The sequence below is a fragment of the Chryseobacterium turcicum genome (genome assembly GCF_021010565.1).
Lineage (GTDB): Bacteria > Bacteroidota > Bacteroidia > Flavobacteriales > Weeksellaceae > Chryseobacterium > Chryseobacterium turcicum.
The window spans coordinates 1,203,327-1,218,696 of the sequence record NZ_JAJNAY010000001.1 but is presented as its reverse complement, the minus strand read 5'-3'; the positions used below and the strand labels follow the sequence as shown (position 1 = coordinate 1,218,696).

At 32.5% G+C, this 15,370-nt stretch carries 14 protein-coding genes and 1 tRNA gene; all 15 read right to left on the bottom strand.

The genetic code is table 11. The features are described 5' to 3' along the window. A complete protein-coding gene (locus LO744_RS05675) occupies positions 1-2,877 on the bottom strand; it encodes a hypothetical protein (protein WP_230667711.1) in 2,877 nt (958 codons plus the stop codon). Then, entirely contained in the window at positions 2,877-5,054 is a 2,178-nt protein-coding gene (locus LO744_RS05670) for a hypothetical protein (protein WP_230667709.1), read from the bottom strand. Before LO744_RS05670 ends, LO744_RS05675 begins: the two co-directional genes overlap by 1 nt. 389 nt (positions 5,055-5,443) lie before the next feature. After that, complete coding sequence (locus LO744_RS05665) at positions 5,444-6,898, bottom strand: hypothetical protein (RefSeq protein WP_230667707.1); 1,455 nt, start codon at positions 6,896-6,898, stop codon at positions 5,444-5,446. Positions 6,899-7,143: 245 nt separating this feature from the next. Next, entirely contained in the window at positions 7,144-7,314 is a 171-nt protein-coding gene (locus tag LO744_RS05660) for a hypothetical protein (RefSeq protein WP_230667705.1), read from the bottom strand. Between the two features lie 196 nt (positions 7,315-7,510). Then, positions 7,511-8,548, bottom strand: a complete 1,038-nt coding sequence (locus tag LO744_RS05655) for a patatin-like phospholipase family protein (protein WP_230667703.1) — start codon at positions 8,546-8,548, stop codon at positions 7,511-7,513. A gap of 87 nt (positions 8,549-8,635) precedes the next feature. Beyond that, a complete protein-coding gene (locus tag LO744_RS05650; protein WP_230667702.1) occupies positions 8,636-9,136 on the bottom strand; it encodes a M15 family metallopeptidase in 501 nt (166 codons plus the stop codon). A gap of 12 nt (positions 9,137-9,148) precedes the next feature. Further along, complete coding sequence (locus tag LO744_RS05645) at positions 9,149-9,352, bottom strand: hypothetical protein (protein WP_230667700.1); 204 nt, start codon at positions 9,350-9,352, stop codon at positions 9,149-9,151. Between the two features lie 147 nt (positions 9,353-9,499). Next, positions 9,500-9,573 (bottom strand) — tRNA-Asp (locus tag LO744_RS05640). Between the two features lie 129 nt (positions 9,574-9,702). Further along, positions 9,703-10,020: a thioredoxin gene (gene trxA, locus LO744_RS05635; protein ID WP_191177899.1), complete on the bottom strand. Its 318-nt coding sequence runs from the start codon at positions 10,018-10,020 to the stop codon at positions 9,703-9,705. Positions 10,021-10,091: 71 nt separating this feature from the next. Further along, positions 10,092-11,267 (bottom strand): cysteine desulfurase family protein, encoded by a 1,176-nt coding sequence (locus LO744_RS05630; RefSeq protein WP_230667698.1) that lies wholly within the window; start codon positions 11,265-11,267, stop codon positions 10,092-10,094. A 2-nt stretch (positions 11,268-11,269) separates the two neighbouring features. Further along, positions 11,270-11,665, bottom strand: a complete 396-nt coding sequence (locus LO744_RS05625; RefSeq protein WP_230667696.1) for a hypothetical protein — start codon at positions 11,663-11,665, stop codon at positions 11,270-11,272. Between the two features lie 99 nt (positions 11,666-11,764). Continuing rightward, positions 11,765-12,352 (bottom strand): HAD family hydrolase, encoded by a 588-nt coding sequence (locus LO744_RS05620; protein ID WP_230637913.1) that lies wholly within the window; start codon positions 12,350-12,352, stop codon positions 11,765-11,767. 7 nt (positions 12,353-12,359) lie between these two features. Next, the gene (locus LO744_RS05615; RefSeq protein ID WP_230667695.1) at positions 12,360-13,085 is read right to left on the bottom strand and encodes an SDR family NAD(P)-dependent oxidoreductase; all 726 of its coding nucleotides are present in this window, start codon (positions 13,083-13,085) and stop codon (positions 12,360-12,362) included. A gap of 1 nt (position 13,086) precedes the next feature. Then, on the bottom strand, positions 13,087-14,403 hold the full coding sequence (locus LO744_RS05610; protein WP_230667694.1) for an FAD-binding oxidoreductase: 1,317 nt from the start codon (positions 14,401-14,403) through the stop codon (positions 13,087-13,089). Positions 14,404-14,406: 3 nt separating this feature from the next. Continuing rightward, a complete protein-coding gene (locus tag LO744_RS05605) occupies positions 14,407-15,318 on the bottom strand; it encodes a UbiA prenyltransferase family protein (RefSeq protein WP_230667693.1) in 912 nt (303 codons plus the stop codon). Positions 15,319-15,370 lie beyond the last annotated feature (52 nt).

The following is a 15,370-nucleotide window of genomic DNA, read 5'->3' as shown; positions in this document are numbered from 1 at the left end:
TTAAAATAATTTAATTTTTATATTAGGTATTGCTTCAATATCTCCTTTAACTTTTAAAGTTACATCTGTTTCATCACTCCCAAAATAAGCTTCATAAAATCCACTTCCATCATCTCTTATTTTTCTTAAATCTACAACTTTCCCCTGATACTCTGTGATTTGACCATGATAAACCGCTGTAATATACTCTTTATCTATATATTCTTTCCTTTCTTTTAACCTTTCAGCATATCTTTCTCTTAATCTTCTTATTTTTCCATTTGCTTTACTTCCTTTCATTAAACCTTGTGCCTTATAATTTTCGTATCTAAGAACCAATTCTTCAATAAAAAGTCTTTCTTCATCTTTATTTTCAAAAAATACCCACCAATCAGTATCTTGAGGTCCTGGGCTAAATCCTCCTGGTGAGGTTATTGATGACCCACCATATTTTATAGTATTTTTTGGTAGCCCAAACATTTCTATAAATGGTTTTACTTTTTCATCTATATAATCTTGAAAGTCTGCTTTACTATTAAATGTATATGGAAATCCTTGACGCTTTACTTGAAGAAGATTTTCCATTCTCTGCTTAAGTTCAGCAACAGGAGCAATATACACCGGGTTTCTAATTCTACAAGCCTGATGAATTATACCAGCAATATCTGAAGTAGATAAATTTTTATTAAAAGCGACTGTGAATAACTCTGTAATTTGATTGTTAGAATAATAGTTCTCGTATTTTTTTGTATCGGATGATAATATTTCATCTAAAATTTTCTTTGCGGTTTCTTTATATTTATTCAACAATTCCAAGTCATCTATTTCTTCTGCTAAAATCCTTATTTTCGAGATAAATTCTTGTGCTTCATCAGTATTAAAATCACTTGGTATTCCTTCTCCAAAATCTATTTCCTTTATAAATCTTTTCGCTGCTATTTTTTTCTGTAGCCTAGACATTGCATCATCTCCTACCGCACTTAATTCTACCCAACCTAAAAGTATTTTTAACTTTTGACAAAACTTTGAATTAATATTATTACAGCTTGCGGTATAATCTGATACAGCATTTGTGACATCTAAAGAAAGTTGGATTGTTTCTGTTAAAGTAATAATGTGTTCAAATTTTGAGAGACCTCTAATATGAGATAATTTACCTACTAATCCTCCTCCGCTTCTAAAAAAAGTAACAATATCAGCAGTTCTAAAAATAAGGAATTCTGCATTTTTATTTTTGCTTAGCTGAGCAATGTATTTAATATAAAATATAGGAACTATAGAATTGTAATTATCTAAGTTACCAGAAGGATCTGCATTATCTACTGTTAATATTGGTAAAGATGTTTCATTGTTATGATCGACAAGGGTTACCGGCTGAAATATATCATAATAACCATAAGGAAACCAGCTTCTTGAGATTGGCGGCTCGGATATTTGTTCATTTTTAACTACATTCCAATCATTTGTAAGGGCGCAAATTTTATTATATCCTGTAAACTCAAAAATAAAATTTTGATCATATAGTCCAAAGTTTTCACTAGACTTGTAATTAATTACTACTGGCCCAGAAGTTTTATCAATCGTGAAACTCATGTTTGGCATATACTTGATAGAAGGTTTTCTACTGTATTTGAACATTGTGTTTTGATTATCCTCTACCAAGCTTAACAATTCTGGTTTGTAAATATTATCTTTATAAGGATTATATTTACTATATCTCCACAGTCTATAAACAGCATCTACAAAATTGTACCTAGTTAAAACAGGATCAAAATCAAAACCAGGAATATAATTAACCCAAGAGATTATTTTTTCAGTAACATCCCAACTTTGAGACATTCTAGTATAAATGGCTTCAAATAGCGTAACCGAATTTCGAAAAATTTCATATTCCTCAGGTTTTGGATGCTCCTTCATTTTAGAGTCAGATATTGATTTTTTAGGATCAATCAAACCGTCTAAAAATAAATTTATATTGTTAGTGTCGGTTTTATCAAAAGAATAAACAATACTAACTACAAATTCTTCATACTCTACTTTATCTATATCTTCTGAAAGAAGATATTTCACTAGATAAATTAGCATTTCGATTTTTATTTTTACACTTAGTCCTATTAAAATTTTAGGATGCATACTCATAGCTGTCAGAATAGTGCTCTCAATATCAGTAGAATTATTTAGGATGTAAATTCGTTTTTTTATTAAATTATAATAATTCAACAAGTTTATATAATATTGGTCATAATATGCCTTTTTCTGAGAATCACTACTTAACGAAGAGGTATCTAAGGTTCGCCAAAGTGCTTTTTGATTTTCTTTTAATAAATCTATTCCAGTATTAAAAGACTCATAAATATATTTATCTATATTGTTTATAAGCTGTGCAACGTCCGCAATACTTTCTTTAACTTTTGAATCATTTGATAAAATCACATTTTTATTGAAAAATTCAAGAGCAGTATTTGTTAGTGCTAAATTATTACAATAACTTTTTGACGTGTTTACTGTAAAACCAGTTAATGGTATATCTTTATCTGAAAAAGATTCCCCAATATGATATGTTTTATTATAAGTATTCCAACAATAGCTTGGAGTCCCCATCAATGATATTTCTCTTTTTTGTATTTCAATTATATCGTTTTCTTCTACTTTATCCCAATCTTTATCATTGTAAATTTTCATTTTATCATATTCTGCGGCTTCAATATTAGTATAAAAGCTAGTTTCCTGAACATAAAATGTGAGACGTTTCTTGATATCCAAATAAGCTGCACAAGTATATCTTGTTCCATCTGGTGCTTTGAATGAAGCTAAATGTCCAGTAGTAAAATAAGTTTCACCTGTTATATTACCTTTTCTTACGATATTTCCATTTTTAAGAATAATTGCCTGTGCCATTAGAATAAGTCTAGTTTAAAAATTATTTCTTTTGATAAATTGGGATAAAACTTCGAATATTCATTAGAAGTAAAAACCATACTATCAACTGTAGTTACATATACATCGTCAGTTGGAAATACTGTAGTGAGTTCTCCAGCGTGATTTTCTCCTATTATACAAAGTGAATATTTTTTATATTCTATTCCTTCTAAAGAATTATATTTGCTTGTTTCATCTGAGAGTTCATTTTTCAAATAAAATTTAGGATTGTTCAATTGATGCTGATCAATAAGTAAAGAAAATTTGTCATTTTCAATTTTAGTTATTCCTAAAAGCTTTTTACTTGGAAGGGTCTTTTCATCCGTTTTAATGGATAGTCCGGTTATCGTATTTCCATCCAAACCAGTGAAGATCCTAGTTTTTAAATAATATGGTTTTTCAGGTGAATAAAAATTATTCATTGTATCACTATAAGTAATTGTTCCTCCATTGCTATTATCTTGATAAGCTGATCTACTTTGATAAAACCCTTCAAAGCCTTGTCGGATATTATTTAATAATGTTTCATAAGTAACTCTTTCTAAAGTTTCATTTTCATCGCCCATTATCATATCTTCGACTCTCTTTGTCGTAACGGTTGCAATATCTTTTCCTCCTCTCTTGTTCTCAAAATCAATCAACAATAAATTCTGATCAATTACATATCTCAATTCATTTGTACTTTTCGGCTGAATATGAGGTGTGACGTTAATCAATCCAAAAACATCATCAATATCCTTAAGAATTAATGATTCTCCTGAGCTTAAAGGCGGAACTACATTCGTAATTTCCAGAGCTTTTCCCTCATAAATCAATTGCACAAAAGACCCGATATTTGTTCCATAGCTTGTTTTCTTTATATCAAAAACAATGGGTTTGGTAAGTCCCGTATCGACAGTGTTGTTGGTGTCGGCTTGCTGCAAAAGATTCTCCCCCCGGATAAAATAATCTTCGTTAGCAGTATCTACATTTAAGATTCCCTGCTTTACGTATAATGCTGCTGCATCATTGCTATCTGTCGTAAGCTGAATAGCTAAGGAAGGAGTATTCAGAAATTCCTTCACAGGCCATTTTTCAGAAAAATTTCCTGCGGCAAGGTTGGCTACTGTCGTCCCTTTTTTATAATCATTAAGAGTCGCCCCAATTGTATGATTCCCATAGAAATTATAAGATCGCTGTCTACTTCCCTGGATATACAAATAGGTTGTATTTGCTGTTTTAAAATCTTTAATCGCTTCATAAATAGTGTCATTAGTCTGAAAGACAGCATCTTGCCCACCACTGTTTGCATAAAGTTTTCCTTTTCCGTGCGTATGAAGCCCGTAGAAAGCAGCAATATCAATGAATTGTGTAGCAGATTCCCTGATCAGTTTGTTCTCAAAAGCATTAGCTCCAGAAGTCGAATTCAGAATGTGGTTGTTTAAACGGGCAAAGTTTAAATCCAGCTTAAAAGGATTCGGATCGTTCTCAATGGTATAATCTCCTTCGTTTAAAACGATATCGATACCGATAGAGCTATTTGAATCTATAGTTCCCAGATGAGTTCCCCGTGGAATCATCGGCAGTTCAAAAGCTTTTTGGTTCGCAGCAGTACTTCCTGCATCTTCCTGTGAGATTTTAAAGAAAAAATCATCAATCAGCAAGTTTGTAGTTTGCGCATATGATCCTGTTCCCGGATACCCAATGTATTGTGCTGTCAGTGTAGGTTCTGTGAGATTCAACGTATTGTATAATTTCTGAAAATCGTCCCTGATGTGTTTTACAAAACCTGTAGCATTTGAAATAGGATTAATCGTTTGGTTACTGCCAAAAAAGTCTGATGCTTTAAGCCCGCGGTAAATAAAATATTTAATAGCAAGCCCTTTAATAGGCTGTGTGAAAGGCTTTAAAATAAGATTGACTTTATTGGCATCTTCTGAATTGGGCTGGATGAGTACCTGTCCCTGACAAATTGTAAATATTTTACCGGAATATCCGATTCTGGAGGTCGTTCTGAATGTAGTATCTCCAGTCATACCAAATTTATCAGTTTGTGCCTGTATAAAAGGGGTTTTCTCAATAAAAAGATAAGATTCCGGCAAAAGATCGGGTCTTACATGCAGGCCATCACCATCAGCAGAAGTGGGTGTAGAGCTCTGTATATTGTTTTGTGGCATTTGGTGTTATTTTTTGTGATATAAATTTTTGGTAAGCTTTCTCAAAAAAGCTTATCTTTGTGAAAATTCTGTGATTAGAATTCATAATAATTACTGTTTTTATTTCATGTTATTAAAATTGTTTTTAATATTTAATCAAGGCCAATTGATTTATAAATATTTATTTTACTTTTTTTAGTTTAAAATAGAAGTTTCGTTTACGTTCTTGTTTTTACATAGTGTGTAGTTTTATTCGGTTGTTATTTCTGAAACAAAGATATTGGCGGCCAACGTCAAAACTTGACGCATTATTATTTTATTTAAAAAAGTTTAAAAAGATTCTTTATTGAAATAAAAAGTGGCGGGGATCAAATTTGATCCCCGCCACTTTTATGTAAAAACGATAGAAGCTATTTCTTACATTTACTGTATTCGGATATAATGTGAATAAGGTTTTCTTCATTTTTCAGATCCACATTTTCTTTCTTCAGACTTTCGGAAACCGCTTTACAGTCTTTAAGGTAATCTGCAAGTTTCAGAGACAGTTTTTCACTAGATCGGTTGTCAAGCATCTGTCCTTTTTGCTGGATGTCTGTTTTTACGACATACTTTTGACGTTCTACAGGATCCTGAAGCAACATAATTTTATTTTCCTTGGCTACCAGTCTGTAGAAATAGGAATTATTACCATGAAGATCTCCATAATTCTGAAGCTTTTTCATCAGTTCGCCTTTTACATCCAGACCATAGTAACAATCTTCACCTCCGTTGTAAGGCACGCAAAAATATATTCCCGAGTCAGCATTATAGGTTTTGGCTTTTACGCCTCCGCCCGGCAAATTTGTTTTTAGGCTCACTCTTTGTCCAAAAAGATCTGCTCCTTCAGTAGGTAATTTCTGTCCTGTTCTTTCCGTATCCAGTTTTTCAAACCAGATCGTGATCAATCCTTCTGTCTTTTTACCGGATTTTTCTACGACATATCCCGGAACGTCATAGAGATTGATGCTTCTGTCGATCGCATCCTTCACTTTTGCATGCTGAAGTTCCTGATTTTTGTAGTAAGCCTGATGCTCTAGTGTATAACCTTCGATGAAAAGATTGGCAATTAATTCATTCACAAAAGCATAATCTGAAGGAGCATAAGGTCTGGTTGCTACAAATGTAAATTCATGATTGTCAAAAGTTTTAACCAGATATGTTTTGATTCCTTGTTTGCTTTCATACATTCTTGCCACTTTTATTCCGTCAAGATCACTCACTTCCATGCAAGGAGCCATACTTCCAAAACCACAGTTAAAAGCAGTAGAATATCCTACGATTTTTGCAGGATAATTTCCATTATTAATCAAAATTTCACCTTTCGAACCAATTCTGGGATTATAAAGAGATCTTATATTACTCAAGCTGCTTTGTCTTTCACTTTCACCTGCAATACTATTAGCTTTTGCCTGAAGATATTTATCTCCTAAATTTTCTCTCTGAACATTAAAAAAACGCTCTATTTCTGCCGTATTTAATCCTTTTTCATTAAAGAAATTATATTTTACCGCCAATTGATGTGCAATAATGCGATCAGGTTTAAAAGAGGTAATTAAAACTTCATAAGGAACCTGAGTTGATTTTCCGTCTGCAGATTTCATATCGAGATAATATAAAAATTCTTTTCCGGCTAAAGCAACCCCTTTTAAATCGAGATCAAAAGCTTTCTCGTTGTTTAAACTGTAAAACTCATAATGATCTCTGTAAGGAGATTTGATGACTGCAACTTCTTTTTCGTTGTAAAGAATTTTATCTTTTTTGAGCTGAATTTTCTGAGAAAAAACAAAACCTGAAAGCGTAAAGCAAAATAATAAAAGTAATTTCATGATATATTTTAATATAAATAATTAATGTGTGAAAATTATGAATTTATCTTTATAATTAAGATTGAAAAATAAATTGAGAGTTAAAAGTTTTTTAACGCAAAATAATTAACAAAAAAAGAGACTGCATTCTTTGAAAATAGTCTCTTTAATGTTCTGTGTCAGAATTAATTTTTCTGATGCTAATGATATTTTAGTAAACCGGTTTCATTAATAAATGCCGGGAGAATTTAGCCTAAAATTTAGAATTAAAAGATATCTTCTTCAAGAAGATCATTTTCAGAATTTTCTCTGAAGAAATTTTCAATTTCGTTCAGATAGTTTTCATAATCCGGCTCTTCATTCTCAATATCGCTCCAGCTTATGGTGTAGAGATTTTCATTTAATAATATTTCGGGATTATAGTTTAATGTTTCCATATTAAGTGTGTTATGATAAGGTTAATTTTTGACATATTTCTGGCTGTTCACCATTGATGAAATGTTGATTTTTTTTAAGTTTTTTAATAAAAAATGATTGTTTTCTTGTGTTTATTTTAGTCCAAAAGTAATTGGTGAAAACGTCAAAATCTGACGTATTTAAAGTTTTTTGTTGACTATTTATAAACAAAAAAGCTTATGTTTTATTTTTAATTAGTTTCTGTACAATTTGGTTCAAATTCTCCTTGTTATCTTCAATATAATTGAGTCCTGCCTGAATAAGATTTTCAATATTTGATTTTCTTACATTATCCATTGCCGGCGAAGCATTTTTCAAGGAAGGATTTATTCTGTAATAATTTTTTTGATTTCTTTGTCCCAAAGTTTGAAAAATTTGGCATAACTGATAATCTACAGTTTCTGCATTGGCTGACATTAAAATATCAATAATAGGATTAACCCAACCAATTTTTCCGACTTTTTGCATTTTTCTGAAAGAATAACTTTTAGATTCTAATCCAGTTCCGATTGAAATAATAATCATATCGTTAACTGCAGGATGATTTGGCTTCTGATGATTTTTTAAAACTTCAGCAAAAGGAATTTTTCTGGCTTCTGCATACGCACAAAGTGCAGGATTATTGGCAAACATTCCACCATCAATTAAGCTGAATATCTGTCCGTACATTGATTTAATTTGAACGGGAGTAAAGTAAGTAGGTGCTGCTGAAGTTGCCCTGCAGACATCTTTTACATAAAAGTTATCGGTACTTAAGTGAGCTTTCCAGGAATTAAATAATTTAGCTTTTCTTTTTTCGATATCGTAGCTCGTAATCAGGCAGGGTTTTATCAATTCTTTCAATTCTAAGTTTCCAAAAAAATCGTTTAAGTTTTTTTCAAGGGCTTCCTGAGATATTTTTTCATTAAAAAGTCCGTAAGGGTTTACAAGTCTCTCCCAAAAAGAAACCTGAAAAATATCTCCACCTTTTTCAGAATAGAGCTCCAAACCTTTTTGAATGGAATGCTTTGCTTTTCTCTGTTCGTCAGGACATAAAATGATTGATGCAATTAATGCTCCTGTGCTGCTTCCTGCAACAAAATCAAAATAATCTCCTAGCTTGGCACTTGCCCTATCGTGAATCTGAAGTTGCTCTTCAATATAACGCAAAATAATACAGGTAATAATGCCTCTTATTCCTCCTCCGTCTAAAGAAAGGATGGTAATTTTTTTCATTATTTCTACTGTTATTTTGGTAAATCAAGGATGGTATTGGAAAGCGACAGAGTTTGACGTATTTTAATTTCTATAGGATATTTATTTTTAAAATAAGACATATCCATCTTTATCCATTTTCAACTTTATAAGAGTCCTCCAACTCGATTTTACCATTCCTTTTTTTGTTGGAATCTTCTTTTTTTCAAAGTGTGGAAGATCTTTAAAAGTTTTCCAGTTTCCTCCCCAATCCCAACCATGTCTGGCAAAAATCTTTACGCACTCATACCAATCTGCAACACCATCATTATCCCAATCTTTTGCAGTATCCCAGCTTGCCGCTTTTCCGTCAATAATTAAACACATGTCAACGGCCAATCCATAATTGTGAATACTTTGTCCGGCCTTTGCATTGGTCACTTTTTTTCCGGAAGTAATTCTTCCTATTGCATATATTTTTTCCTGTTCTTCAAAACTTCTAAGCCCTTGGGTAATTCTGATTTTTGCTTTTCCTGTTAATGCTTCATCACATTCTTTAATAATTTGTTTCATTTCCTCTCTTACAAAAGGATGCAGTTTTTCAATTCTTTGTAGTGTTACTTTGTCCATAATTTTAAAAATTTAATTTGCTTCTGAGGCAAATGTATTATTGGTATGCGACAAAAGTTGACGTGTAAAAGAAATTAAAATCAAAGGCGTAAAAATAACCAGTTTCAGAGCATTTGAAAAGGAAGAAAACTCAATTTTTGATTTTACTTCCAACGGCGAAATAATGTATTTTGCAAAACTTCTTTTTATGATGCTGTAGAATGGAATGTGATTCATCAGATTTAAAGATTTGACAGAATGGATGATTTTGAAAGAATGAGAAAAGATAATAATGGATCAATCCCAAAATCTTGGGACTAGACAAAAAGTTTTGATAATCTGAATAAAAAAAAGCTCTAAAACCTATGTTTTAGAGCTTTTATGCGATCCGGACGGGACTCGAACCCGCGACCTCCGCCGTGACAGGGCGGCATTCTAACCAGCTGAACTACCGGATCTTTTTCAATGCCTGAAGAAGTATCTTCCTTTATTGTGGTGCAAAAATACAACTTTTTTACAACCTTGCAAACTTTTAGAAATAAAAAATGCTTCCCATAACGGAAAGCACTCATTATCAAATGATTTTTTTATAAGTGTGCGCTTAATTTCTCAGCGATTACTTCTTTTGGAGTTACTCCAACCAATTTATCTACTACCTCACCGTTCTTGAAAATAAGAACTGTAGGGATATTTCTGATTCCGTATTGCATAGAAATTTCCTGATTGTTGTCTACATCTACTTTTCCTACTACAGCCTTTCCTTCAAAATCTGCTGCTACTTCTTCGATGATTGGTCCTAAAGTTCTGCAAGGTCCACACCATACTGCCCAAAAGTCAACCAATACCGGTTTGTCTGATTTTAAAACCGTTTCTTGAAACGAGCTGTCCGTAATTTCTAAAGCCATTTTTTTATCTTTTAATGATTAATATACTATTTAATTTTCTGAGTCAAAATTACCATTTTAAAATGAAAAGCCTATCTATGCTCAACATTTGTATTTTCTATAACGAAATCTTTAGAGATTTCTTTCAAAGCACTTACGAAAACATCGATATCTTCTTTTGTCGTCATATGGCTGAAAGAAACGCGCAAAGGAGTGCAATTATCCATCTCATCTTCAGAAAGCACCATCATCATTACCATAGAAGGTTTTGACGCTCCTGAAGAGCATGCACTTCCTTGAGAAACGGCAACCCCTTTCATATCTAACTGTAATCCGATTAAAGGATTTTTGTAAGGTAGTAAAAGGCTTACCACAGTGTATAAACTGTTATCAGCTTCCGAGCTTCTCCCGTTAAATTTTATCCCTGAAATTTCTGCAGACACTCTGTCAATGGTATATTGTTTAATATCCTGCATATGCTGCGTGTAAGCTTCCATATTATTTAATGAAAGTTCCAAAGCTTTGCCTAAACCTGCGATACCGGCAACATTTTCTGTACCTGCTCTCAAGCTTCTTTCTTGAGGACCGCCTGTAATAATACCTTTTAAGCCACTTGCTTTTCTGATAAACGCAAAACCAATCCCTTTAGGACCGTGAAATTTATGAGCACTGCAAGATGCGAAATCAACAGGAATATCTGAAAAATCTAGATTCATGTGCGCCATCGTCTGAACGGTATCCGAATGGAAAAGCGCATTGTTATCTTTACACAACTGTGCAATTTTTTTGATGTCAACAATATTTCCGATTTCGTTATTGGCATGCATCAAGCTTACCAATGTTTTTTTATCTGAACCTTTAAGTAATTCTTCTAATTTAGCTAAATCAATATCACCTTTTTCGTTAGGACGAATGTAAGCAACCTCAACTCCTTTTCTGTTTTTCATATCCAGAATACTCTCAGAAACACATTTATGTTCCATAGGAGAGCTTATGATTCTCTCAATACCAAGATGCTCAACACTCGATTTGATAATCATATTATTAGATTCTGTACCACAAGAGGTGAAAATAATTTCAGCCGGAGTTACATGTAGATAATCTGCAACCTGCCTTCTTACATTTTCTATAAGGATTTTTGCATCCTGACCAAAACTATGGGTAGAAGAAGGGTTACCGAAATTTATTTTCATCGTTTCAACCATTGCATCGATTACTTCTTCTGAAAGAGGTGTTGTAGCAGCGTTATCTAAATATATTTTATTCATTTTTAATTTGAAGATTTTAATTGTACTGAGGTAAATTGATAATTTGAAGGAACTGAGAAAATAAACCAAGGATTAGAAAGCATCTGAATTTCCATGCCACCCGATTCATACATCGGTATTTCTACATACAAAACATTATCTTTTACAGAAATACTCTTGATTTCATTTACTCTATGGTCACCTGACCTGAATGAACCTAGATTATACAGAATTACTTTTTTATCACTAGGAAATGTAGGGTATTTCATCACAGGCTCACTTCCTACTTCCACTAAAGAGGTACCCTGCATAGATTTTATTGCATTCTGAAACTCCTGCTCATTTTTTATGATGACAAAACCAGACTGTTCTGCTCCACCCTGCGATTCAGATTTTATAATTTCGGCTTTATTCTGCATGGGTTCAGATTTTTTTGCATTAGTGCTTGTGCAACTCATTAGGGTTGCAAAACAAAAAATCAGCAGTTTATTCATTTTACTTTTATTAATCCTTCAAAATTAATGAAAAAATTGGTAATGACCCTCATTTGCCCATTTCAGCATTGGCTTATCTCCGGAAGTATCTCCGAACGCTATGATTTTATCATACTTATCGTCTGAAATTTCTTTTTTTATGCGCTCCAATTTCTCTTCTCCGTTGCAGTTTTTACCTATAAAGTTACCTGTAAAAACCCCATTTTTGAACTCAGCCTTTGTAGAAATAAGATTCATCTGTAATTTGTCGGCAAAAGGTTTAGTCCAGATATCAAGAGATGCGGTCACCATAAGACTGCGTGTATTTTGTCTATCTATATTTTTTATAAAATCTAAAGCATTCTCTCTTACGATTTTAGGATAATGTTCCTCAAAAAACTGTTTAGACTTTTCTTCAATTTTAGACTGAAGCTGACCTTTCAACACAGAACCAATAAAACTTTTCTTTACTTTTTCAGTTTCTGCCAATTTTAGTTTCAATAAAATAAAAAGAGGAATATGTTTCAAAAATTGAACCCGAAATTTGGATGGATTGTAAAATTTAAGATACATAAACATGGTATCTTTATAAGTGATAGTTCCGTCAAAATCAAAACAATACAGTTTTTTCATATTACAATTAAAGCTTTAATTTTTTAAATATAAACTCAGGAATATTTCTGATGATTAACATAATAACGCCCCAAATTGGTAAAACGTATGCGACATTCTTTTGCTTTTTGAATGCCTTATAAATACAATCAGCCGCCTGTTTTGGTGTTGCTGTTAATTTTGGGTTTAAAGGCAAACCTTCCGTCATTTTTGTTGCCATAAAACCAGGTTTCACGGTTAAAACATGTATTTTTTTATCAAAAAGATAATTACGAAGTCCGCTTAAATAGGCTGTAAATGCTGCTTTTGCGCTTCCATAAATAAAATTACTCTGTCTTCCTCTATCTCCTGCAACTGATGATAAACCGATAATTGTTCCTGACCTTTTGCTTTCAAATTTTTGCGCAAAATAATTCATCACAGGAACTAATTTTGAATAATTGATGTCAATAATTCGCTCTGTATTTTTATTGTCATACAAGGCATCTTCAGTGCTTTCACCCAGATAACCTGTTGCACAAAACAAGACATTTGAATTGATATGGTCAAATTCAAAATAGTTGATATCTTTGGTCAAATCGAGCTCAACAATTTCAGATTGCTGCAAAAATTTCACATCGATATGCTTTGCAAAACGTTCCGTTGCTTCTTTGTTTGAGGTAAAAAGATAGATTTTTTCATATTTTTCGCCTTCCTGCAAAGCTTTTTCCACAAAAGCCTGCGCTACTTCAGATGTACTTCCGAGAACTATCATTTTACTTATTATTTAAGATTCTTTTGTGCTGTAAAGACACAAATTTTGAGCTTTCTACATTTTTAAGATAATCGGTCAGCGAAGACTTGCTCATACTGTCTTTGGTAAGATAAATTCTCCCGCCAAAATCTTGCACAATTTGATCTAATTGACCGACCAATTTTTTAAGCTTAGAATTTACTTTAAAATCTAGCGCTAAAGTATAGCCTTCAATGGGAAAAGAATTATAGGCTTCAGGATTATTTTTTCCGAACAATTTTAAAACAGCTAGAAAAGAACCGTTCCCACTGTTGGCAATGGTTTCAAGAATTTTTTTCATTCCTTCTTTGCCATTTTCTTTCGGAATCACCATTTGATATTGGATGAAACCTGATTTACCGTAAATTTTATTCCAGTCACTAATCGCATCTAATGGATAGAAATACGTTTCGTAATCAATAATATTTTTAAGCTCTTTTTTTGCCTGTTTTTTATAATATAAAAGATTAAAAAGCTTTACAGTAAGAGTATTCAATACAAATCCTGGGAAATAAAACGGAACAGTAGGAGAAAACTTTTTCTTTAATCTCAGTGGTTTTTTTGAGAATTTCTGAGGAAGCTCGTGCGCAAAAGCATGCTCACCTCTCATCAAAATACTTCTTCCTATATTATTTCCTTTTTGCAGACAGTCAATCCACGCTACAGTATAAGTCCAGCTTTCGCTTTCTTCAAATAATGTGAATATTTCGTCTAAGTTTTCAGCTTTAATACTTTCCTGACGAATGTAGGCGGTTTCGATATTTTTAAGTTTAAATCGAGCGGAAAGAATAATTCCTGTAAGTCCCATTCCACCGATTGTTGCATAGAATTTTTCGGAATTTTCTTCTTTTGAACAGGTAATGATATCCCCATTCTCTGTCATTAATTTAAAATCCAGTACATATTCTGAAAAACAACCTTCCGAATGATGATTTTTTCCGTGTACATCTGAAGCAATTGCTCCACCTACAGAAATCATTTTTGTACCGGGAGTTACGTAAAGAAAATATCCCTGTGGAACTGATATTTCTAAAACATCAGACAACAAAACACCCGATTCGCATTCTATAATTCCGTTTAATCGGTCGAAACTGATAAATTTATTTAGTTTTTTAGTAGAAAAAATACTTTCTCCCAAAGAAGCATCGCCATAACATCTTCCGTTTCCTCTTGCAATCACCTCGTTATGATTCTGTACAAACTCTTTTATCTTTCTGAAGCTATCTTCAGACTTCATTTCTTTTTCTACAATGGGGAAATTACCCCAGTTTGTAACTTTTTGTATGAAATTTGGCTTCATAGATTACAGTAAATTAAAATTAAGAATACTGTGTTTAAAATAAATTAATATTAAAAACGATATCACCCACAAAACGAGTGTTATCTGAATATATCGGTCTCTATATAAAATTTTTGTAGGAGATTCTGTACGATTATAAACCAATGTCTGTTGCAAATATCTTAGAAATGCAAAAACAACAAATATGACAGTATAAAAAATACTGGAATGTGATTTTTGCTGAACTTCAGGCGAAAGGGTAAACATGAGATAACAAATAATCGCCAAAGTCACAGAAATAGAAAGTGCAATATCTGCAAACTGTACATTATAACCATCTAATGCTTTTCTTGTCTTGCCCGAAACCTGCGCATTAATAAGTTCTCCCCTACGTTTTCCTATTGCTAAAACCAATGCTAAAACAAAAGTCAGCAACGTTGCCCACTGCGAAATAAAAATTCCAGTGATGTAACCACCAGCCTGTACACGAAGAACAAAACCAATGGCAATGATAAAAATATCAACAATCGGAACGTGTTTCAACTTGAAGGTGTATGCAATATTCATCACAAAATAAAATACGATGATGAAGGCAAATTTCCATATTGGACGATGAAAGTAGAATTGCGCAAATAGAACAAGTGCAACATCTACGATAATTAAACCAATCAGAATGCTGATTGCCGTTTTCTTTGATATAGCGCCACTCGCAAGCGGACGTTTTCTTTTTTCGGGATGCTTTTGGTCTGCTTCAATATCGTTATAATCATTAAGAATATAAACAACACCTGCTGCCAAGGAAAATATGATGAATGCAAAAATACTTTTACTAAGTAAATCTAAGTTTTTAACATTACCAGAGAAAAAAAGCGGAACGAAAACAAAAAGATTTTTTACCCATTGTTCTACCCGAAGTAACTTTAAATATTTCTTCATTTATGTGGTTTCGATTGCAAAAATACTGATTTTACGAACAAAAATTAGCCAT

What these genes read in the sequence shown, in the direction of transcription:
- LO744_RS05630 (WP_230667698.1), bottom strand. Translation starts at nt 11,267, where the DNA reads ATGAATAAAATATATTTAGATAACGCTGCTACAACACCTCTTTCAGAA.
- LO744_RS05610 (WP_230667694.1), bottom strand. Translation starts at nt 14,403, where the DNA reads ATGAAGCCAAATTTCATACAAAAAGTTACAAACTGGGGTAATTTCCCC.
- LO744_RS05665 (WP_230667707.1), bottom strand. Translation starts at nt 6,898, where the DNA reads ATGAAATTACTTTTATTATTTTGCTTTACGCTTTCAGGTTTTGTTTTT.
- LO744_RS05650 (WP_230667702.1), bottom strand. Translation starts at nt 9,136, where the DNA reads ATGGACAAAGTAACACTACAAAGAATTGAAAAACTGCATCCTTTTGTA.
- LO744_RS05670 (WP_230667709.1), bottom strand. Translation starts at nt 5,054, where the DNA reads ATGCCACAAAACAATATACAGAGCTCTACACCCACTTCTGCTGATGGT.
- LO744_RS05620 (WP_230637913.1), bottom strand. Translation starts at nt 12,352, where the DNA reads ATGAAAAAACTGTATTGTTTTGATTTTGACGGAACTATCACTTATAAA.
- LO744_RS05615 (WP_230667695.1), bottom strand. Translation starts at nt 13,085, where the DNA reads ATGATAGTTCTCGGAAGTACATCTGAAGTAGCGCAGGCTTTTGTGGAA.
- LO744_RS05675 (WP_230667711.1), bottom strand. Translation starts at nt 2,877, where the DNA reads ATGGCACAGGCAATTATTCTTAAAAATGGAAATATCGTAAGAAAAGGT.
- LO744_RS05625 (WP_230667696.1), bottom strand. Translation starts at nt 11,665, where the DNA reads ATGCAGAATAAAGCCGAAATTATAAAATCTGAATCGCAGGGTGGAGCA.
- LO744_RS05605 (WP_230667693.1), bottom strand. Translation starts at nt 15,318, where the DNA reads ATGAAGAAATATTTAAAGTTACTTCGGGTAGAACAATGGGTAAAAAAT.
- LO744_RS05645 (WP_230667700.1), bottom strand. Translation starts at nt 9,352, where the DNA reads ATGAATCACATTCCATTCTACAGCATCATAAAAAGAAGTTTTGCAAAA.
- LO744_RS05660 (WP_230667705.1), bottom strand. Translation starts at nt 7,314, where the DNA reads ATGGAAACATTAAACTATAATCCCGAAATATTATTAAATGAAAATCTC.
- LO744_RS05655 (WP_230667703.1), bottom strand. Translation starts at nt 8,548, where the DNA reads ATGAAAAAAATTACCATCCTTTCTTTAGACGGAGGAGGAATAAGAGGC.
- trxA (WP_191177899.1), bottom strand. Translation starts at nt 10,020, where the DNA reads ATGGCTTTAGAAATTACGGACAGCTCGTTTCAAGAAACGGTTTTAAAA.